The sequence below is a fragment of the Siphonobacter aquaeclarae genome (genome assembly GCF_900103285.1).
In the GTDB taxonomy this organism is placed as follows: domain Bacteria; phylum Bacteroidota; class Bacteroidia; order Cytophagales; family Spirosomataceae; genus Siphonobacter; species Siphonobacter aquaeclarae.
Genome location: NZ_FNGS01000006.1, coordinates 316,977 through 330,771, shown reverse-complemented (window position 1 = coordinate 330,771; position 13,795 = coordinate 316,977). Strand labels below are relative to the sequence as shown.

24 protein-coding genes are annotated in these 13,795 nt (G+C 48.7%); 2 read left to right on the top strand and 22 right to left on the bottom strand.

Features of this window, described 5'->3' with window-relative positions:
• Nucleotides 1-208 precede the first annotated feature (208 nt).
• The gene (locus tag BLR09_RS25330; RefSeq protein ID WP_143011140.1) at nucleotides 209-403 is read left to right on the top strand and encodes a hypothetical protein; all 195 of its coding nucleotides are present in this window, start codon (nucleotides 209-211) and stop codon (nucleotides 401-403) included.
• 247 nt (nucleotides 404-650) lie between these two features.
• Here BLR09_RS25330 and BLR09_RS17365 read toward each other — a convergent pair whose 3' ends face one another.
• From BLR09_RS17365 to BLR09_RS17290, 17 genes are all read right to left on the bottom strand, one after another.
• Nucleotides 651-944 carry a hypothetical protein gene (locus BLR09_RS17365; RefSeq protein ID WP_093205064.1) on the bottom strand — a complete coding sequence of 98 codons (294 nt, stop codon included), beginning with the start codon at nucleotides 942-944 and terminating at the stop codon, nucleotides 651-653.
• Nucleotides 945-948: 4 nt separating this feature from the next.
• Nucleotides 949-1,806 carry a hypothetical protein gene (locus tag BLR09_RS17360; RefSeq protein WP_093205061.1) on the bottom strand — a complete coding sequence of 286 codons (858 nt, stop codon included), beginning with the start codon at nucleotides 1,804-1,806 and terminating at the stop codon, nucleotides 949-951.
• 481 nt (nucleotides 1,807-2,287) lie between these two features.
• Nucleotides 2,288-2,509 carry a hypothetical protein gene (locus BLR09_RS17350; protein ID WP_093205054.1) on the bottom strand — a complete coding sequence of 74 codons (222 nt, stop codon included), beginning with the start codon at nucleotides 2,507-2,509 and terminating at the stop codon, nucleotides 2,288-2,290.
• The gene (locus BLR09_RS25550) at nucleotides 2,506-2,673 is read right to left on the bottom strand and encodes a hypothetical protein (protein WP_176785593.1); all 168 of its coding nucleotides are present in this window, start codon (nucleotides 2,671-2,673) and stop codon (nucleotides 2,506-2,508) included. Before BLR09_RS25550 ends, BLR09_RS17350 begins: the two co-directional genes overlap by 4 nt.
• A gap of 4 nt (nucleotides 2,674-2,677) precedes the next feature.
• On the bottom strand, nucleotides 2,678-3,688 hold the full coding sequence (locus BLR09_RS17345) for a hypothetical protein (protein WP_093205052.1): 1,011 nt from the start codon (nucleotides 3,686-3,688) through the stop codon (nucleotides 2,678-2,680).
• A 61-nt stretch (nucleotides 3,689-3,749) separates the two neighbouring features.
• Nucleotides 3,750-4,004, bottom strand: a complete 255-nt coding sequence (locus BLR09_RS17340) for a hypothetical protein (RefSeq protein ID WP_093205049.1) — start codon at nucleotides 4,002-4,004, stop codon at nucleotides 3,750-3,752.
• A 32-nt stretch (nucleotides 4,005-4,036) separates the two neighbouring features.
• On the bottom strand, nucleotides 4,037-5,443 hold the full coding sequence (locus BLR09_RS17335) for a hypothetical protein (protein WP_143011139.1): 1,407 nt from the start codon (nucleotides 5,441-5,443) through the stop codon (nucleotides 4,037-4,039).
• Nucleotides 5,424-6,053: a transglycosylase SLT domain-containing protein gene (locus BLR09_RS17330; RefSeq protein WP_093205044.1), complete on the bottom strand. Its 630-nt coding sequence runs from the start codon at nucleotides 6,051-6,053 to the stop codon at nucleotides 5,424-5,426. The genes BLR09_RS17335 and BLR09_RS17330 overlap by 20 nt, the downstream gene beginning before the upstream one ends.
• A gap of 1 nt (nucleotide 6,054) precedes the next feature.
• Complete coding sequence (locus tag BLR09_RS17325) at nucleotides 6,055-6,720, bottom strand: hypothetical protein (RefSeq protein WP_093205042.1); 666 nt, start codon at nucleotides 6,718-6,720, stop codon at nucleotides 6,055-6,057.
• Nucleotides 6,720-6,998 carry a hypothetical protein gene (locus BLR09_RS17320; protein WP_093205039.1) on the bottom strand — a complete coding sequence of 93 codons (279 nt, stop codon included), beginning with the start codon at nucleotides 6,996-6,998 and terminating at the stop codon, nucleotides 6,720-6,722. The genes BLR09_RS17325 and BLR09_RS17320 overlap by 1 nt, the downstream gene beginning before the upstream one ends.
• A 1-nt stretch (nucleotide 6,999) precedes the next feature.
• Nucleotides 7,000-7,536 carry a hypothetical protein gene (locus BLR09_RS17315; RefSeq protein WP_093205037.1) on the bottom strand — a complete coding sequence of 179 codons (537 nt, stop codon included), beginning with the start codon at nucleotides 7,534-7,536 and terminating at the stop codon, nucleotides 7,000-7,002.
• 50 nt (nucleotides 7,537-7,586) lie between these two features.
• Nucleotides 7,587-7,763: a hypothetical protein gene (locus BLR09_RS25545; protein ID WP_176785592.1), complete on the bottom strand. Its 177-nt coding sequence runs from the start codon at nucleotides 7,761-7,763 to the stop codon at nucleotides 7,587-7,589.
• A gap of 97 nt (nucleotides 7,764-7,860) precedes the next feature.
• Complete coding sequence (locus tag BLR09_RS17310; RefSeq protein WP_093205034.1) at nucleotides 7,861-8,433, bottom strand: hypothetical protein; 573 nt, start codon at nucleotides 8,431-8,433, stop codon at nucleotides 7,861-7,863.
• A gap of 31 nt (nucleotides 8,434-8,464) precedes the next feature.
• Nucleotides 8,465-8,692 (bottom strand): hypothetical protein, encoded by a 228-nt coding sequence (locus BLR09_RS17305; protein WP_093205032.1) that lies wholly within the window; start codon nucleotides 8,690-8,692, stop codon nucleotides 8,465-8,467.
• A gap of 9 nt (nucleotides 8,693-8,701) precedes the next feature.
• Complete coding sequence (locus BLR09_RS17300; RefSeq protein WP_093205030.1) at nucleotides 8,702-9,199, bottom strand: hypothetical protein; 498 nt, start codon at nucleotides 9,197-9,199, stop codon at nucleotides 8,702-8,704.
• Nucleotides 9,199-9,813: a hypothetical protein gene (locus tag BLR09_RS17295; RefSeq protein ID WP_093205028.1), complete on the bottom strand. Its 615-nt coding sequence runs from the start codon at nucleotides 9,811-9,813 to the stop codon at nucleotides 9,199-9,201. The genes BLR09_RS17300 and BLR09_RS17295 overlap by 1 nt, the downstream gene beginning before the upstream one ends.
• Nucleotides 9,813-10,514, bottom strand: coding sequence for a hypothetical protein (locus BLR09_RS17290; RefSeq protein ID WP_093205025.1), 702 nt, complete (start codon nucleotides 10,512-10,514; stop codon nucleotides 9,813-9,815). The genes BLR09_RS17295 and BLR09_RS17290 overlap by 1 nt, the downstream gene beginning before the upstream one ends.
• 96 nt (nucleotides 10,515-10,610) lie before the next feature.
• Here BLR09_RS17290 and BLR09_RS17285 point away from each other — a divergent pair, with 96 nt between their 5' ends.
• Nucleotides 10,611-10,829, top strand: coding sequence for a hypothetical protein (locus BLR09_RS17285; protein WP_093205023.1), 219 nt, complete (start codon nucleotides 10,611-10,613; stop codon nucleotides 10,827-10,829).
• Between the two features lie 236 nt (nucleotides 10,830-11,065).
• Here the strand turns inward: BLR09_RS17285 and BLR09_RS17280 are convergent, their stop codons facing one another.
• The 5 genes from BLR09_RS17280 to BLR09_RS17260 form a co-directional block, all read right to left on the bottom strand.
• Entirely contained in the window at nucleotides 11,066-11,416 is a 351-nt protein-coding gene (locus tag BLR09_RS17280) for a single-stranded DNA-binding protein (RefSeq protein WP_093205020.1), read from the bottom strand.
• 31 nt (nucleotides 11,417-11,447) lie between these two features.
• Nucleotides 11,448-11,645, bottom strand: a complete 198-nt coding sequence (locus BLR09_RS17275) for a hypothetical protein (RefSeq protein ID WP_093205017.1) — start codon at nucleotides 11,643-11,645, stop codon at nucleotides 11,448-11,450.
• Between the two features lie 3 nt (nucleotides 11,646-11,648).
• Entirely contained in the window at nucleotides 11,649-13,019 is a 1,371-nt protein-coding gene (locus BLR09_RS17270) for a rep family protein (protein WP_093205015.1), read from the bottom strand.
• A gap of 83 nt (nucleotides 13,020-13,102) precedes the next feature.
• Nucleotides 13,103-13,405, bottom strand: coding sequence for a hypothetical protein (locus BLR09_RS17265; RefSeq protein WP_093205012.1), 303 nt, complete (start codon nucleotides 13,403-13,405; stop codon nucleotides 13,103-13,105).
• Nucleotides 13,405-13,617, bottom strand: coding sequence for a hypothetical protein (locus BLR09_RS17260; RefSeq protein ID WP_093205009.1), 213 nt, complete (start codon nucleotides 13,615-13,617; stop codon nucleotides 13,405-13,407). The genes BLR09_RS17265 and BLR09_RS17260 overlap by 1 nt, the downstream gene beginning before the upstream one ends.
• Nucleotides 13,618-13,795 lie beyond the last annotated feature (178 nt).

Below are 13,795 nucleotides of genomic sequence, written 5' to 3'. Positions count from 1 at the left end.
GCGCAAGTTTTTTTTAGTTCCTTTCCTCGCTGTATCCCTTTCTTCCTGCTCAAAAAAGGACTCCCCGCAGCCGGTTGATTTATCCGCAGCCGTTGCCGGTACGTACCAAGTAACCTACGCCGAAGCGAACGGGCAAAAATTATACCTCCCGGTCGATGGTATTTCGATGGGTGTAAAATTGACAAAGAACACCCTGACAGAGTGTACGATGAAATTCACCTCAAATATTCAGGGCAAGATCACTTCATCGGAAACGACGCTTTCCCTCAAAGCCAAAGAACTTTCCTCCGACATTGACCTTTACGAATCCGGCGCGAAAATCGGAAGCGTAAACGTCGGAACAATAGACCTTAACGTCATATCGGACGACGGTCAAAAAATCCGAGTAAAAGGCACTAAATAACGAAAAAGCCGGGATGCTGTCCCGGCTTTTTCATTTACTCAAAATACCATCAGTAATTGATAGCACCGTGATAGAAACATAAGCGAAAACAGGAAAATCAATAGGTACCGTAAAATCCGAAGTAATTGTATCATGCGGCAATTAAAAAAAGACCTCTGACTTCCATCCCCCTATTGGCAGGGGGAGCAAAAAATAAAATCCCGGCTCGTCAAAGATGAACCGGGATTGACCTCAATATAACCAAATTTCAAGTTTTAATGATAACAGGGTCTCTGCTTTCAACCAGTAAACGAAGCCCGAAAATAACCAGCAGAGCAAGCGCAGCCCCGATACACGCCACCAAAAAACCAATAAGAACAGCTCTTTTGTCTATCCTTCTTTGTTGCAGAGCCGCAGATGCCCATAATAGAAGAAAGCACCACGCCCAAACGGGTAGATAAAGAAAGCGGTCTAACATTCCGATTGCGCCGGAATTCTGACCAATAAAGAGCAAGCCTATTAAGGCAAGTGAAATATACCGGACAAGCGCTTGTCTGTTCATGGTTTTAGCTGCACGTGCTTAGTTTACTATTCAACTCTGTAGCTGCCTGAGCTAGTTTCAAAATCAGTGTATTTGTCGATGAGTCAAGACAACTGGCTACATATGTGTTAAGGACTACTCCATACGCTACAAGGACCGGCCCGATTAACCCAACGATTCTTGCCCGGGTTGCGTAGTGCAATTGACCTTTCAATAATGCCTGATTCAAGGCTTTTCCGAATTCAGCAGAATTGACCACTGCAATCGCCAGCGCCGGGGAAATGCCGACATTTTGGAAACAAGTGCTATTGTTAGTCTTGTATTCTTCGTCGGCTAATTTGCAGGCAAGAACAAATGTTTTGATCGCGTCCTTTTCGCATTGGGTATCAATGACTCTATTCTTAATCTTGACTGCCGGAATTACGGTCGCAGGATCGGTACAGTTCGCATCTTCGGTACCAAAGTAAGAGGCGTACGTAGCAAATTCTTCTGCCTCATATTGACTCAACAGTGACCGATCATAGTAAAACCAACCGAACCCTTCGCCTGAAACTTCATTATAGGGGTACGGATCGCTTCCGCCGGACTCTTTATACTTTTCATACTCTCGGATGCCTCCGCTTCCCCCGCCATCAGGAACTCCGTAAACCCAGTTTACCCAAGGCGAGATGTAAACGTAATCAGCGGCTTCACCGCGAATCGTGTAGTCACTGCGAAGCTGTTCTAATCGCTCTTCAGGGCGCTTGATCCCAGATGCTCGAACGGGCTGGGTCGGTTTCGATGTAGAGATTCCCGTGGGTTCAATAGGGGCCGTCTCATTACGGCAGGATAACAAAAGGGCAAAACTAAGTACGAGGTACGTACCAAATCTTAACTTTTTCATTAGATTTGTAAAGGTTTGATTGTGAAAAATTAAGCCAATCCAGAAGGCCCTTTCCCGATGCAGTTCGCCAAAACATCATTCGGGAGGGGTCTTTTTTATTCTAAATCTGGGGCATAGTTCTGTGGAAATTTTCAATTCCCCAATACTGCAAAATAGTATAATTCGAAAAATCCAATGAGTTATGGTAACCGATAGGCGATTTTCTTCAAATAATCCTAGCTCAATTAGGGTGAATACTTAGTATCATTCTCTATCTCTGACGGCGGGCAGCTTTCGCGCCGGAAGAGTCACCGATGTAGCCGTAAAGTCCAAACAGAATGTTTCTCACAAAACTGCGTATCACGCAGAATTTTCTATAACGGATGCAGCTGCTGCACCAGGTGGATCTCAGAATATTATTTGGCATCGCTGCATCGATCGCCAGAACAAACAGAAAAAGCCGGGACAGCATCCCGGCTTTTTGCATACCTCAAAACCTATTTTACGTTGTCTTTTTCTTTTCTTCTTTCTTTTCCGGCGGAATAAGCATTTCCGCCGCTTCTTTGAATACATCCTTACCGAGTAGTACCCAGATTGCAAAACTGGCGTATCCCGCATCTTTGAGCGTTACGGCCAGCAGACCGGCGACTACGGACAGGAAGAGAAACCAGCTTTTGAACTTTGCGGGCATGGGGTTGTAGTAGTTGGCTATGAGACTTTTCATTTTTTCCGGGCGACGATTACAGGTAGCACTTTCTCCACAAACACATCGACCAAGTGACCGAGGAACTTCCAGACTTGCCCCCGGCCCTTCCGCTGCTTCTTTTCTTTCGGTTCGGACGCCCCATCTTTGGGAGCGTCCGAACCTACGAGGTTATCCTCTTCCATCAGGTCAGATTCCGGCGTTAACGGTGATCGGCTCGATAGACGCCACTACACCGGCATCGTTGGCCTGATTGACATACAGTTTCCCGAGAACCTTTGCGGTACATGGCCCGCCGATAGGCTTGGAAGTGCCGGTCGCTTTGATGGTGTTCGTTCCGACAAAGCGGATGTCTCCATCTGCAACTGACGAATAAAATACCGGCTCGTTTGCCGCGTTATAGGCCGCTTGCAGGTAAGTTTGTGTCGAAACGATGTCCGTATTTTTGACGGTGATTTTCTTTGTCCCGCCGCCTAAAATGACAACCGCCCGCACACCGTCGCACTGGACCCGACAGTCGACTATCGTCACATCCGCGTTTGAGGTGAATTGAACGAACGCGCCGTACTTGGAATAGAACGTACTGTTTTCGACCACGATCCGGGCCGGCAATCCCGCTTCCTGCCGCCCGTCTGCCATAAAGCCGATGCCCTCCGTGCGGATGTCCGCATTGCGAACAACGATCAGGCTGTGTTTATCGGCCATAAACATGCCGTTGGTAGTGCCGCCGTTTTGAATGATGCTTTTCGCGCTGAAATAGATTGTATCGCCGTTGGTCGTGTTGATGATCTTTGACCCGGCGGAAACACACTCTTCCAGATCAAAATACACCGTAGAACCGCCGGTCAGGCTAATTACCGGGCGCTGGCCGATCGTATTCGCCGAAGAGATTTTACCGAGGCCGATGACCTTCGCGTTTACCTGTACGCCGTTGTCAATAACTAGTTCTTCGCCGTTGGTATTGCTCAGGCTGAACCCGTTAAAATTGATGTTCACCCCATCTTTCAGGATAATCTTTTCGTTGACGATGTTCCCGTTTACAAGAACTACATCCCCGGCTTCCGCCGCATACAGTGCGCCGTTTACAGTTTCATACGGGTAATTGGCCTGCCCGTTTGCTTTGCAGAGAATCGCTTTGGCGGACAGTTCAGAGTAAAAAAGGCCGAGTGCCATAAGGGAGAAAATCAGTTTTTTAAACATGATAGATTGAAGGTTGATTGTCTTTGCAGGGGATGGCGCCGAGACACCATCCCCCGGAGTGCTACAGGTAGAAATGCCGGTCAACAACAGCGCGCCGGGTACCGGGCGTCTGATCGAAGTTCAGGACGACCTTTTGAGCGATTTCACTACCTTCCTGTTCCGTACCGAGCGTTAATTTTGTGCCGGGCGGCAGACGGTGTTCATCGACAGAAAAGTACGTTTGCCCTTCGTTGTGAATCACGGCATGGCTACACATCAACAGGAGTACGGACGATTCGTCTACCACTTGCTGATCGGTTACAAGTTTTCTTGCCATTGGTTTATCGCAGATAAATGATTGTCAATTACTTACGCCGGGAGCGTCGCACGGCCTAAAAAGGTCTCGCGGGCCTTGACGGTGATAGCTGTCTTCCATGTCCCTTTCCGGATCAGGATTTCTTTTTGTCCGGTTCTCAGGCGGGGATAGTACGCGGCCACAACGATGTCGTTACCTTTTTGGGCGTAGCGGACATACGGGTCGTCCATGCTTTCAACCGTCTGCCACGTCCGGGCCGGGTCGGTTTTCCATGTCGTACCGCCGTCTTCGCTGTACTCCATTTTGTTGTTGTACGTCTGTCCTGCCCCCTCGAAAAAGTCATTCAGGCGGGACACCCGGTACATGCCTTCAAAGAACTTCTTTTCCATGCCGGTATACGATTGGGGCATGTTAAAACCCCACAGGGTCAAACCGCCGCCGTTGCGCATCCCGCCGCCGATTGCGTGCCAGATCGGCATACCTTCGGCCATATCGGGCCGGATGAATTGATCCAGCGAATCACCGCCCGGATCACCTGACCAGCCGGAGCTAAACCAGCTCAGCGCCTTCTTATCGGCCATACGCGGATAAGAGGTTTCCAGCCAGCCCGTCACGTCCCAAATCCACATGGCGGATTCATCTTTTGCCCGCGCCAGATCGCCGCCGAATGCCGCCCGCTGATCGTGTACGTACGGCGTCACCTGGAAGTAATCGAGTTTGTCTTTGAAGTTGTCCCAGCGAGCCGATCCGCCGAACATTTCTGACCCCTTCGGCCCGGTGGCATACCACGCCATCTTTACACCGTATTTCGGCTTAGTGTACGCAATCGCCGCATTGGCCAGAGCGAAAAACGTCGCGTCATTCCCGCCGGTCTCCAAGTCGAAATCGTAGATGTCGCAATATTGGTCGCCTTCGTTAAACCACGGAACACGACCCGCCAGCGCGTTTGATACGGCGTCGTTTGCCTTTGCTTGAGTGGTAACGGTATCGTTGTTTTGCCCGAAGTTCGGCGCGATACTTTGCGGCGTATTCGAAGTAACAAGGCAGTACCGTTGCGCTTTCGTCAGCAACTTATGCCCGTCGACGTTGTGCGCCCGGTCGATGTCAATATGGGTAAAACCGTGCGCCAGCAGCTTCGGAATATCGTCCTTATTGAACATATACGAACCGTAAACCCACGTCGTCCCGGCAGGCATCCGGAAATCCGGCAGACCGTCCCAATTGAAGGAGTTCTTTACGGCAAAATCCAAAACCGGGAGATTCAAGGGCTTAATCTCCGAGATTGCATAGTCTGCCGGACTCGTCAGGTTCGAGTTTCCGTTGTTGCCGGAACCTGTTCCGGGGGTTGTCGTCACCGGTGTAGTCGTGTTGCTTACGGGGTCTTTCTTGCGCATGAGCAGCACCACCCCGGCACCGATACCAAGCACGGCCAGAATGCCTTTATTTTTCTTTTTTGCCATTTGGTTTTTTACTTTTTCCGCCGCCACCAGATAATGAGGATGACGACGGCAATCCAAAAAAAGGTACTTCGGTATTGTTGAAATTTGCCTCAGGGAATATCCGCTTACACCATGCCTGAATATCTCCCACCGTGATACGTCCGTCTTTGTTCTGATCGAGGCCCGCGTTCTGCGAATACACCTTTTTCAGCCAAGCGGTATCAGTAATTCGCGTATCCGTTTTTCCGTCTTTGTCAGCAATCAGGAATGTCAGTTTCTGACCCACCGCAGCCGGGAAGAAATTCGCTAAATACAGGTCAAGTACATTCCTGATTTTGCCCTGCAACCCGAGCCGCCGAATGTACTTTTCATACAAATCCAGCTGCTGCAATTCGTTCATATTCCGGATTTGGGCAGTTGTCGTACCGAGATCAGCGGCAGTTGCGGGCATCCATTGGAACCAGCCAGAAGCGCCGCCAGAGGAATTATAGGCTTTCAAGTTGAAAGAGGACTCCCCCTTTACCACAATGGCGATGTCGTCAGCGGAGCAGCCGATAAACCGGGCAAGCGTCTTGAAACGTGCCACTACTTCGGCACGCACTTCGGCCCGAATCAGGTTTTCAAAAATCATGTTATTGAAATCTTACGTTAGCCTTGTAGACCCAGCCGGTGCGGGACATTCCGAAGCCGTACACGTTCTTCCACGTGACAACTACCATTTGGTTACGTGACAGGATATTCCCGGCAGCATCTTTCCGCATCCAAACGATTTCGCCGAGATAGGTTCCGATTTCATCACCGGCCTCCCAACTTGCCATTACGGACGTTGGCTTATCCGGATCGAGGGCATTTGTCGGCACCAAGGCAACAACCTTTGTTGTCCCGGCAACGGGGTTTACAGACGCCGGTTTCTTGTTAATCAGGGAGTAGAACGTCTGAAGGTCTGATACTGAAAGTTCCTGACTCAATCGATCTGCGAGCGCCTCGCTATACAGGTTTTCGTAAGCGATAGAGACGGCGGAAAATGTCTTAATCTGCGTCGCAATTTCAAACAGCGCCTTTTTATCGGTACCGTCCATATCAATAAGCGACACACCCAGCACTTTACCGCCTGGATTGAAAGCATTATGAAGCAGATACGCAAAACGAGCGTTTTCATCTGAACCGGACGCAACACGGTCGTATTCCTCTGCCTGACGGCGTTTCTTTGCATCCGCCCGCAGAATGAAATACACTACCAGAATGATAATAAACCAGACGGCTGTATTGATCGTGTTGTTTTTTACCTCAACGGCCATTATTGCAGGATTTTAAGGAGTACCGTAATGTGTGAAGCAACGGCACTCAGCTTTTTCATATTCGAAGCATTTGCAGGTACCTTTTCAAGGTCCGTCCGCATTTTCGAAATAGCTTGCATCAATTCTGGACTGAGCAGCTTTTGAACCGTATTCGGGTCCTGCCGCATCAGCTTCGTAATTTCAGCGAGGGTTTCAGATACTTTATCCTCACCCAAAATTGTGAGCGCGGTTCCCGCGAACTCACCAATATTTTGCGCAGTTTCAGGTTTTAAGGCCACTCTATTCGGGTTTTGTAAACATCTTCATTACTTCTCCGACCGTATCAATATAACCGGGAATTTCGGGAAGCGTTTCGGTCATAAATGCTTTCAGTGCCGGAACGTCGTTTGAATCGTCTCCGTCTTTCAGCTTCTTTTCAAGCATCTCCACCCGGTCCAAAATCCTTTTTTTACTCTCTTCCGCTAACTGGTCCTGCATGCGGCGCAATTCCTGATTTTGGCGCTCATACAAGCCCATAAAGAAAATCAGCATACTATCACCTCCGCCCGGAAAACTACCGCCGGAATGAGCCGACCCGACACCTTTCACTTCAAAAGGGAGAGCAACCGCACCCCGTTGTCCGTTCGGATTTTTCCATGCCTTTAGCGTGTACTTTCCGGAATCAAGCATGTCATATGCTTCATTTAAATGCGTCCGCGATTCCTCCTCATTTACACGTCCGTCTTCGGCAGAGTATTCGAAGACGACAGTTCCGGCCTTTTCAATTCGCCAGAGGAATGCTTTATGCATTTCGATAAAACGTAACAGCTTTTCCATAACGGTAATAGGTGCGGTTGCTCTTTAACAACAAGTCGAAAATCGGGCGCTTATTTGTGCGCTTTCGCGCCTTTCAGCTTCTTTTGAATGTTGGCTTTCGCCTTCTTTTCCGCGTCGATTTGCGCGTTATACTTTTGTACGTCTTTCACCTTATCCTCGTAGGCTTTCCAGACTTCAAGGCTAGACGATTGCTTAGGCCGCTTCGGCAGTTTCTTGTATTTCGCCATTTTTTTATCGCGAGTGATTGAATGAAATGTATAGGGAGGTTTCAATCAGAGGATTTACTCCCTCCCATTGCGCAGGGTATTCCTTTTCGATCAGATGTTATTTAAACATCTTTTCGAGCTTCGCTTTCCACTTTTTCGGGATGATGAACAGGTAGACGAGAATCACACCGAGAATGAGCAACAGCGGGTCAATTTTCCGGAAAAAGTCGTCCACACCACCCAGACCGATCGAGGTCAAAATACCGGTGTTCGTTGTGGTCGTCGTGCCGGTATTGGTTGACAAATCCAGCCCCGAAGTCGTCGGCGTATAATCGGCTACCCCGGTTCCTTTCAGAGAAAAGAAGGGTTGCCCGGTGTAAAGCCGCACCTGAGCAGATGCAACGTTCGTTACGTCGGAAATTTTGCCGCTGGCAACGAACGAAGGTGCGGCCTCATTGACAAATGACGTATAGTCAAAAGTCGGTACGACATACGCGTTGTTCGTTTGTTCCTGACTGGCTACGTAGTCGCGGGAAAGATATTTCCAGTACGCAGTAGACTCAGCCGCCGCCGCGTCGTCTTTTTGAAGAATGGCAAACAGCTTTTTTCCGTCGCTGTTTTCGCAGTAATAAAGGTTGTGCTGAACACCTGCTACGCTGATCCAGCCAACGTTATAGAGGGGTTTTACCATTTGATTTTAATCGTTAATTGAGCGTGAATACTTATTTTTTCAAAGCCAGAAAGACGACAACAATCCCCGCGATAATCATGATCGCACTGGTATCTATGGGATTATTGTTTTGAGGCGGTATATACGTGCCATTGTAGGGGGTCTGAACAGGGTAATTATTGTACTTGTTACCGTTGATACTCCCGATAATATCACCAATCGAGCTGATCCCTGTTTTGATAATATCCGTCCAGTTGATAGGGGTTTTGGTATCTGCCATGATTTTTTATCAGTAAAAATTCCCGAGTGGATCAATCAAAACCGACGCCGTAATCGGGATCGTGAAACCCTCTCCTTTTATATCACCGGAAAAGTTGAAGACAACAGAACGTTGTTCTTTTGTCCACCCGGAGGCAATCGCAGCAGCGGCAAGAACAAGCAGGTTTACTGTGTTCTGCCCGGATAGGATGACCGGCAGATAAACCGTCGTGGTATTGAGCGGCTCGATTTCGATTTGGTTGGTATCCCAAATCCGACCCAACGGCTTATTATCGGCGGACGTGACCATAATGTCCGCGCCCTGATAAATCAGTTTCGTATTGCGCTGGTTCTTCACATCGACCGGCAAACGGAAATGCAGTTCTTTACCCTGAGCGCCGTTTTGAATTTTGAATTTGCCCGGCAATCCCAACGCATACTCCAAGCCTACTACGGCCTTCACTTTCTTCCAGACAAGCAAAATAACGCCTGCCACAATGAGCAAAATAATCAGTGTTTTATTCTTCATTACGTTCTGAATACGGACGAAAATGTTACGTTCTTTATTTGTCCACTGACAAGAAATACGCCGGTCCCGTCAAAGTAAATCGTCCCCTGATTCTTCCCGATCACGGACGAAAACAAATAGTTTTCGCCGCGAAGTTCGAAGGTCATAAATCCGATACTTTTCGTTTCGCCCGGAGCAATATCTATACCGATCTGTTTCGCCGCCGTATAAGGCTTTATTTGCGTCATAACGCGATTCACGACGGTTGGGTCGTAGATATACCGCGCCGTTGAATTGAGTTCTCCTTTGTCGACGTAAATCGACCGTGTTCCAGTGTTCTTTACGTGTAAAGGAATCGTTACCACGATAACCCCATAGTTCGGCGAATTGGCTATGCTTTCGCCAATAATAAATTCTGTACTTACCTCCCCTCCCCCACTGCCTGAACCACTACCGGAGCCTGTGCCGGAATTGCCGGTATTCCCGCCAGTCGTTCCGGCATTACCCCCTGACGTACCGCCTGAATTGCCGTCTCCCGTCTGAACAGACGATCCGCTTCCGGGAGTATCGATACTCTTCTTTCGAAAGTAAAGCAGCGCCGCAATAGCAAGGCCGATTAAAATCCACGGATTCATTAGTTACGCATGATAAGTAACAGCAGGATGATTGCGATAATCACGATACCCATTTTGCTATTCGAGTTAGTTGTTTGTGTATTCAGACCTAAAGTATTCTGCAATTCTTGCACAGTTGCAGGATAGTTTTCGGTGTCAAAAAAATCAAATCCAGTCGCAAGCGTGTATTTGTTCCAGTCTATTGAGAATCCGGGTTCGGAAACGATCTGCAAAACAAACTGACGAACGAGAATAGCGTCCTTTGCTTTTACAATAGCCTCTACATCTTTATTTGCAGCGGCTTCTGTAGCGGCGTCTGTAATCGCAACCTGAGTCTGCGAAATCGTGCCCAACAAACCTGCCAGATCACCAACTCCCGGAATCTTACTCAGAACGTCGGTAATGGCGGACGTTACACTTGAAACGATACGACCAATTTTTGAAATAATGTCTTTCTTATTAAGGTCGCGTGCTTTCTTGTTTATGTAGGACACCAGAGACTGAATTTCATCATTCAGTTTACGGATCAAATCGGGAACGGTTTTATGATAAATCCTTTCGTCTGTTTTCCAGTCGTAGGGTAGGTTATCGGCACTACCGTTATTCAATCCGTTTCCGGGGCCGCCTATTTCCTTTCGATCTATTCCGACTTCCGGACGACCTTCTTTGAATTGAAAAACAGGCGTTCTGTTTATTTGCTGTTCTACATACCAATCAAACATTTGGTTTCTTCTTTGACTTCCGAAAGATTGCTTTCTGTTCAATTTTAAATGCAACTTTTTGTATATTTATGACAGAGAAAACAACAACGTTCAGGCATGCGTAAATTAACGGACGTAAAAACAAAGGCTGATTTATGCAGCTATTACGGTGTACTCGATTGGAGAACGCTTGAAAAGCAAATCAGACCTATTGCGGATAAGGTCGGACTAAAAAAAGGAAAGGTATTCTTTACTCCGGATCAGGTTAGAGCTATTATTTCTCACCTTGGAAAGCCACTAAATCCGGATGAATTGTACGATAATACAAGCATATAACATGCTTTATTCAGGCATTCTGCGCCGTTTATTCTTGCAAACGCAAACGATTTTGCGGCGATATTGCAGGGATATTTTTTTTTCGTATCTTTGTTTTAATAAGCAATTACCCGGCTAGGCCGGTTTAATTGTGGGTTGGATAAAATCAAAAACCCGGCACGTTTTGCGCGCCGGGTTTCTTTGTATCTATACGTTCAATAAAAAAGCCGCTACGCATTACGTAGCGGCTTCTTCTATCAGAACGGCGTCGGGTCATCGTCCGGCGTATCGTCGTCTTTCTTGGCACTCAGGAATTCCAGTTCTGTAACCTGCATCCGCATTCCCGCGCATGCCTGCCCGTCCCGGTTCTTGTACACCTCCGCCCGGCCATTCCCGCGCACAAATACGCGGGTACCGGATTTGAGGTATTGAGCGAGTTTCGCGTTCTGGCTGGTACAGGAAATCCAAACCGTTTCCGATACCTCCGTACCGTCCCCTTTCTTGTATTTGTGATTGTGCGCCACCGAGAACGTCACAAACTCCCGGCCATTGGCATTTTTGACTTCGGCATCTTGACCGATGTTTCCGATTACTTCAAAACGTAACATGCTGATTGTCTATAGGTTATGGTATTGATTTTTATTCTTCACTGGTCACATAACTAAATTCTTCTCCTTCAAAGATTCGGACAGGGCACCTCTCTTTCTCAGAATACACATAAACCCATCCGTAGCCCTCTTCAAGTCCATCCGGGGCCGGAACGGTTTCGTAGGTCATTCCAACCTCTAAACCGAAATGGTATTCTACCCACGGATCAATAATTACTACTTTTTTCATAGGTCAGGTATTTAGAAATGACTGATTGGGTACTGCGATTTTTTCGATTTCCTCCCGGAGCTTCCCGGTAAGGTCAAGCCGGATAACCGCCTTCAAAGACAGCCCCTTCGGTACTATCGCAAAAGGTTCGTACCGGGACGGATTCATTTCGATGACCTCCGAGCGATTCTTAGCCCCGCTGAGACGTTTTTTGTACATCACCCCGAGCGGAGAGCCTACCAAAATTCCGAACTCGCTACGGCCAGCAGGAAGGCCCGTAAACGGATTGTCTACTCTCTCTTCTACTCCGTCGGTATTTCCCATTGGCTCCGCCTCCGTTGTCTCTTCCGCGTCGACGTCGACAGCCTCCGGATCAGCTTCAAGCCGATTGAAGTTCAGAGCAGATTCCCGGTAGAATTTCCCGAACCGGGAATAGAGCCGGACGTTCTTTGTATTGCTCAGGATTTCGTCTATAAGAAGAATATCGAAACTGCCGTCTTCCGTTTCCAGTGCATCCGGTTTGAAGTGATATTTGATGCACTCCATCACTCCCCCGAGGTATTCGGAAAGATCAGATTCTCCCGGACGTATATACCGCTTTTGTAGCGAGCCGTCCGGCGTCTTCTCCCACGTATACAGGGTTTCGTAGTGTATGCCCGAATAGCCCGTATTGTTACCGGTCACATCCCGCCAATTCGCCTCTATCGCGTCCCTCACCTCGTTTATTTGGTACTCTGGATTTTGCAGAATGAAAGAGTGGATATGTATATGCAGGCCGTTTCCGGAGCGCCCCCGTTTGATCTCTACCCCGTATTCTCCCGCGTAGATCATTTCTTTCCAGAAATCGCGCTTGCGCATCAGAGTGAACGCCTTTATAATCTCGCGGGCGTAGAACCTTTTCCCCTGCCAGATACCTTTTTCGTGCGGTACGGTCAAAACAAGGTGCATTGGCCGGTAATGTTCAATGAGCAGCCGCCCGGATGCGTCGCGGGCTTCTTTGAGGTAGTTCAGGTATCGGGAGCGGATCAGCTGAGATTTCCGCCAGTTCCAAACATGGCATAGCTTATGCTTGCTGTACCAAAAGGCCATAGGGACGAGCCGTTCCGTCGTACCCTGCGCGAAGTGCGCGTAGTAGCCCCGGCACCGGGAAACCGCGTAACGAAGTTTTACGAGGTCGGCAAAACGGGAGTCCAAAACGTCGCCGTGCTGGTCATAATGGAATATCCGGGACCGGTAGCGTTCAAAGTCTTCCCGATTGTCAGGCAATTCGATTTCATAGTCAGAGAGGAAGGCGTCAATCTGTTTTGATAGCTCGCGGTTTTCATACGCTTTGTTGCGCACCGTGTAGCCGAAACGGTAAGATTTTGAAAGGTTGGCCGGGAGGGTGGTTTGCATGAAAGAGGATTTGCCGGAAGATGTTTCTATTATTATCGAGGGAGGGGGGAGCGGCGCGGGTCAATCGCCTGTAAGAGAGTACTTTAGACGAGCGAAAGTTGCTCACCCTGTTTTGAGCCGTGGAGCGCCTTTGCGCCGTCCCATGTGCCGTAATTGCGGATGTTCTGGAGAATCTCCAGAACCGCCCCGTATGCTTGCCGGTCAGCTTCCAATTCCCGGAATGCTTCCGTTTCCCCGAGGCATTGCACGTACTTAATGTGATGCTGAACCTTCGCCGTTTCGTCAAACTCCCGGCGCATAATTTTCTCAGCCTTTGCCAACGCCGTTTTCGTTTGCGCGGCTGTCAACTTCGTAATGAAGTATTCGACGGTGCGAGGAACGTTCATCAGATTGACAGGTTGAGCTTTTTTACTACTTCGGAAAGGGATTCGGTAACAGCGTAGACGGCAACGTCGTAGGTGGTATGAATTTGGGTAACCGGCGCATCCGTCTGCTTTTCCGAGTCAAGCCAAAGGGGAGCGGAAACAATGCCGACGACGTGCGCCGGGTTGACAGCGAGAGGGAGATTCGTTGAGAATTGGTTGAACTGGACTAGCATAGCAGGGAGGGGTTTGGATTGTCGGGATGGATCGGCCACAGGCCGGGCGGCTTTTTTTCGCGGTACTGTTCCGCGGTTGTTTTTGAGAGGGGTTCGGGTCAGGCCGGGCGACTCGCGTCCCCGGCCCTCAACCGCATCACAGTACTCCCCTTACGCTCCCGGTTGTCAGCCGCCAAGT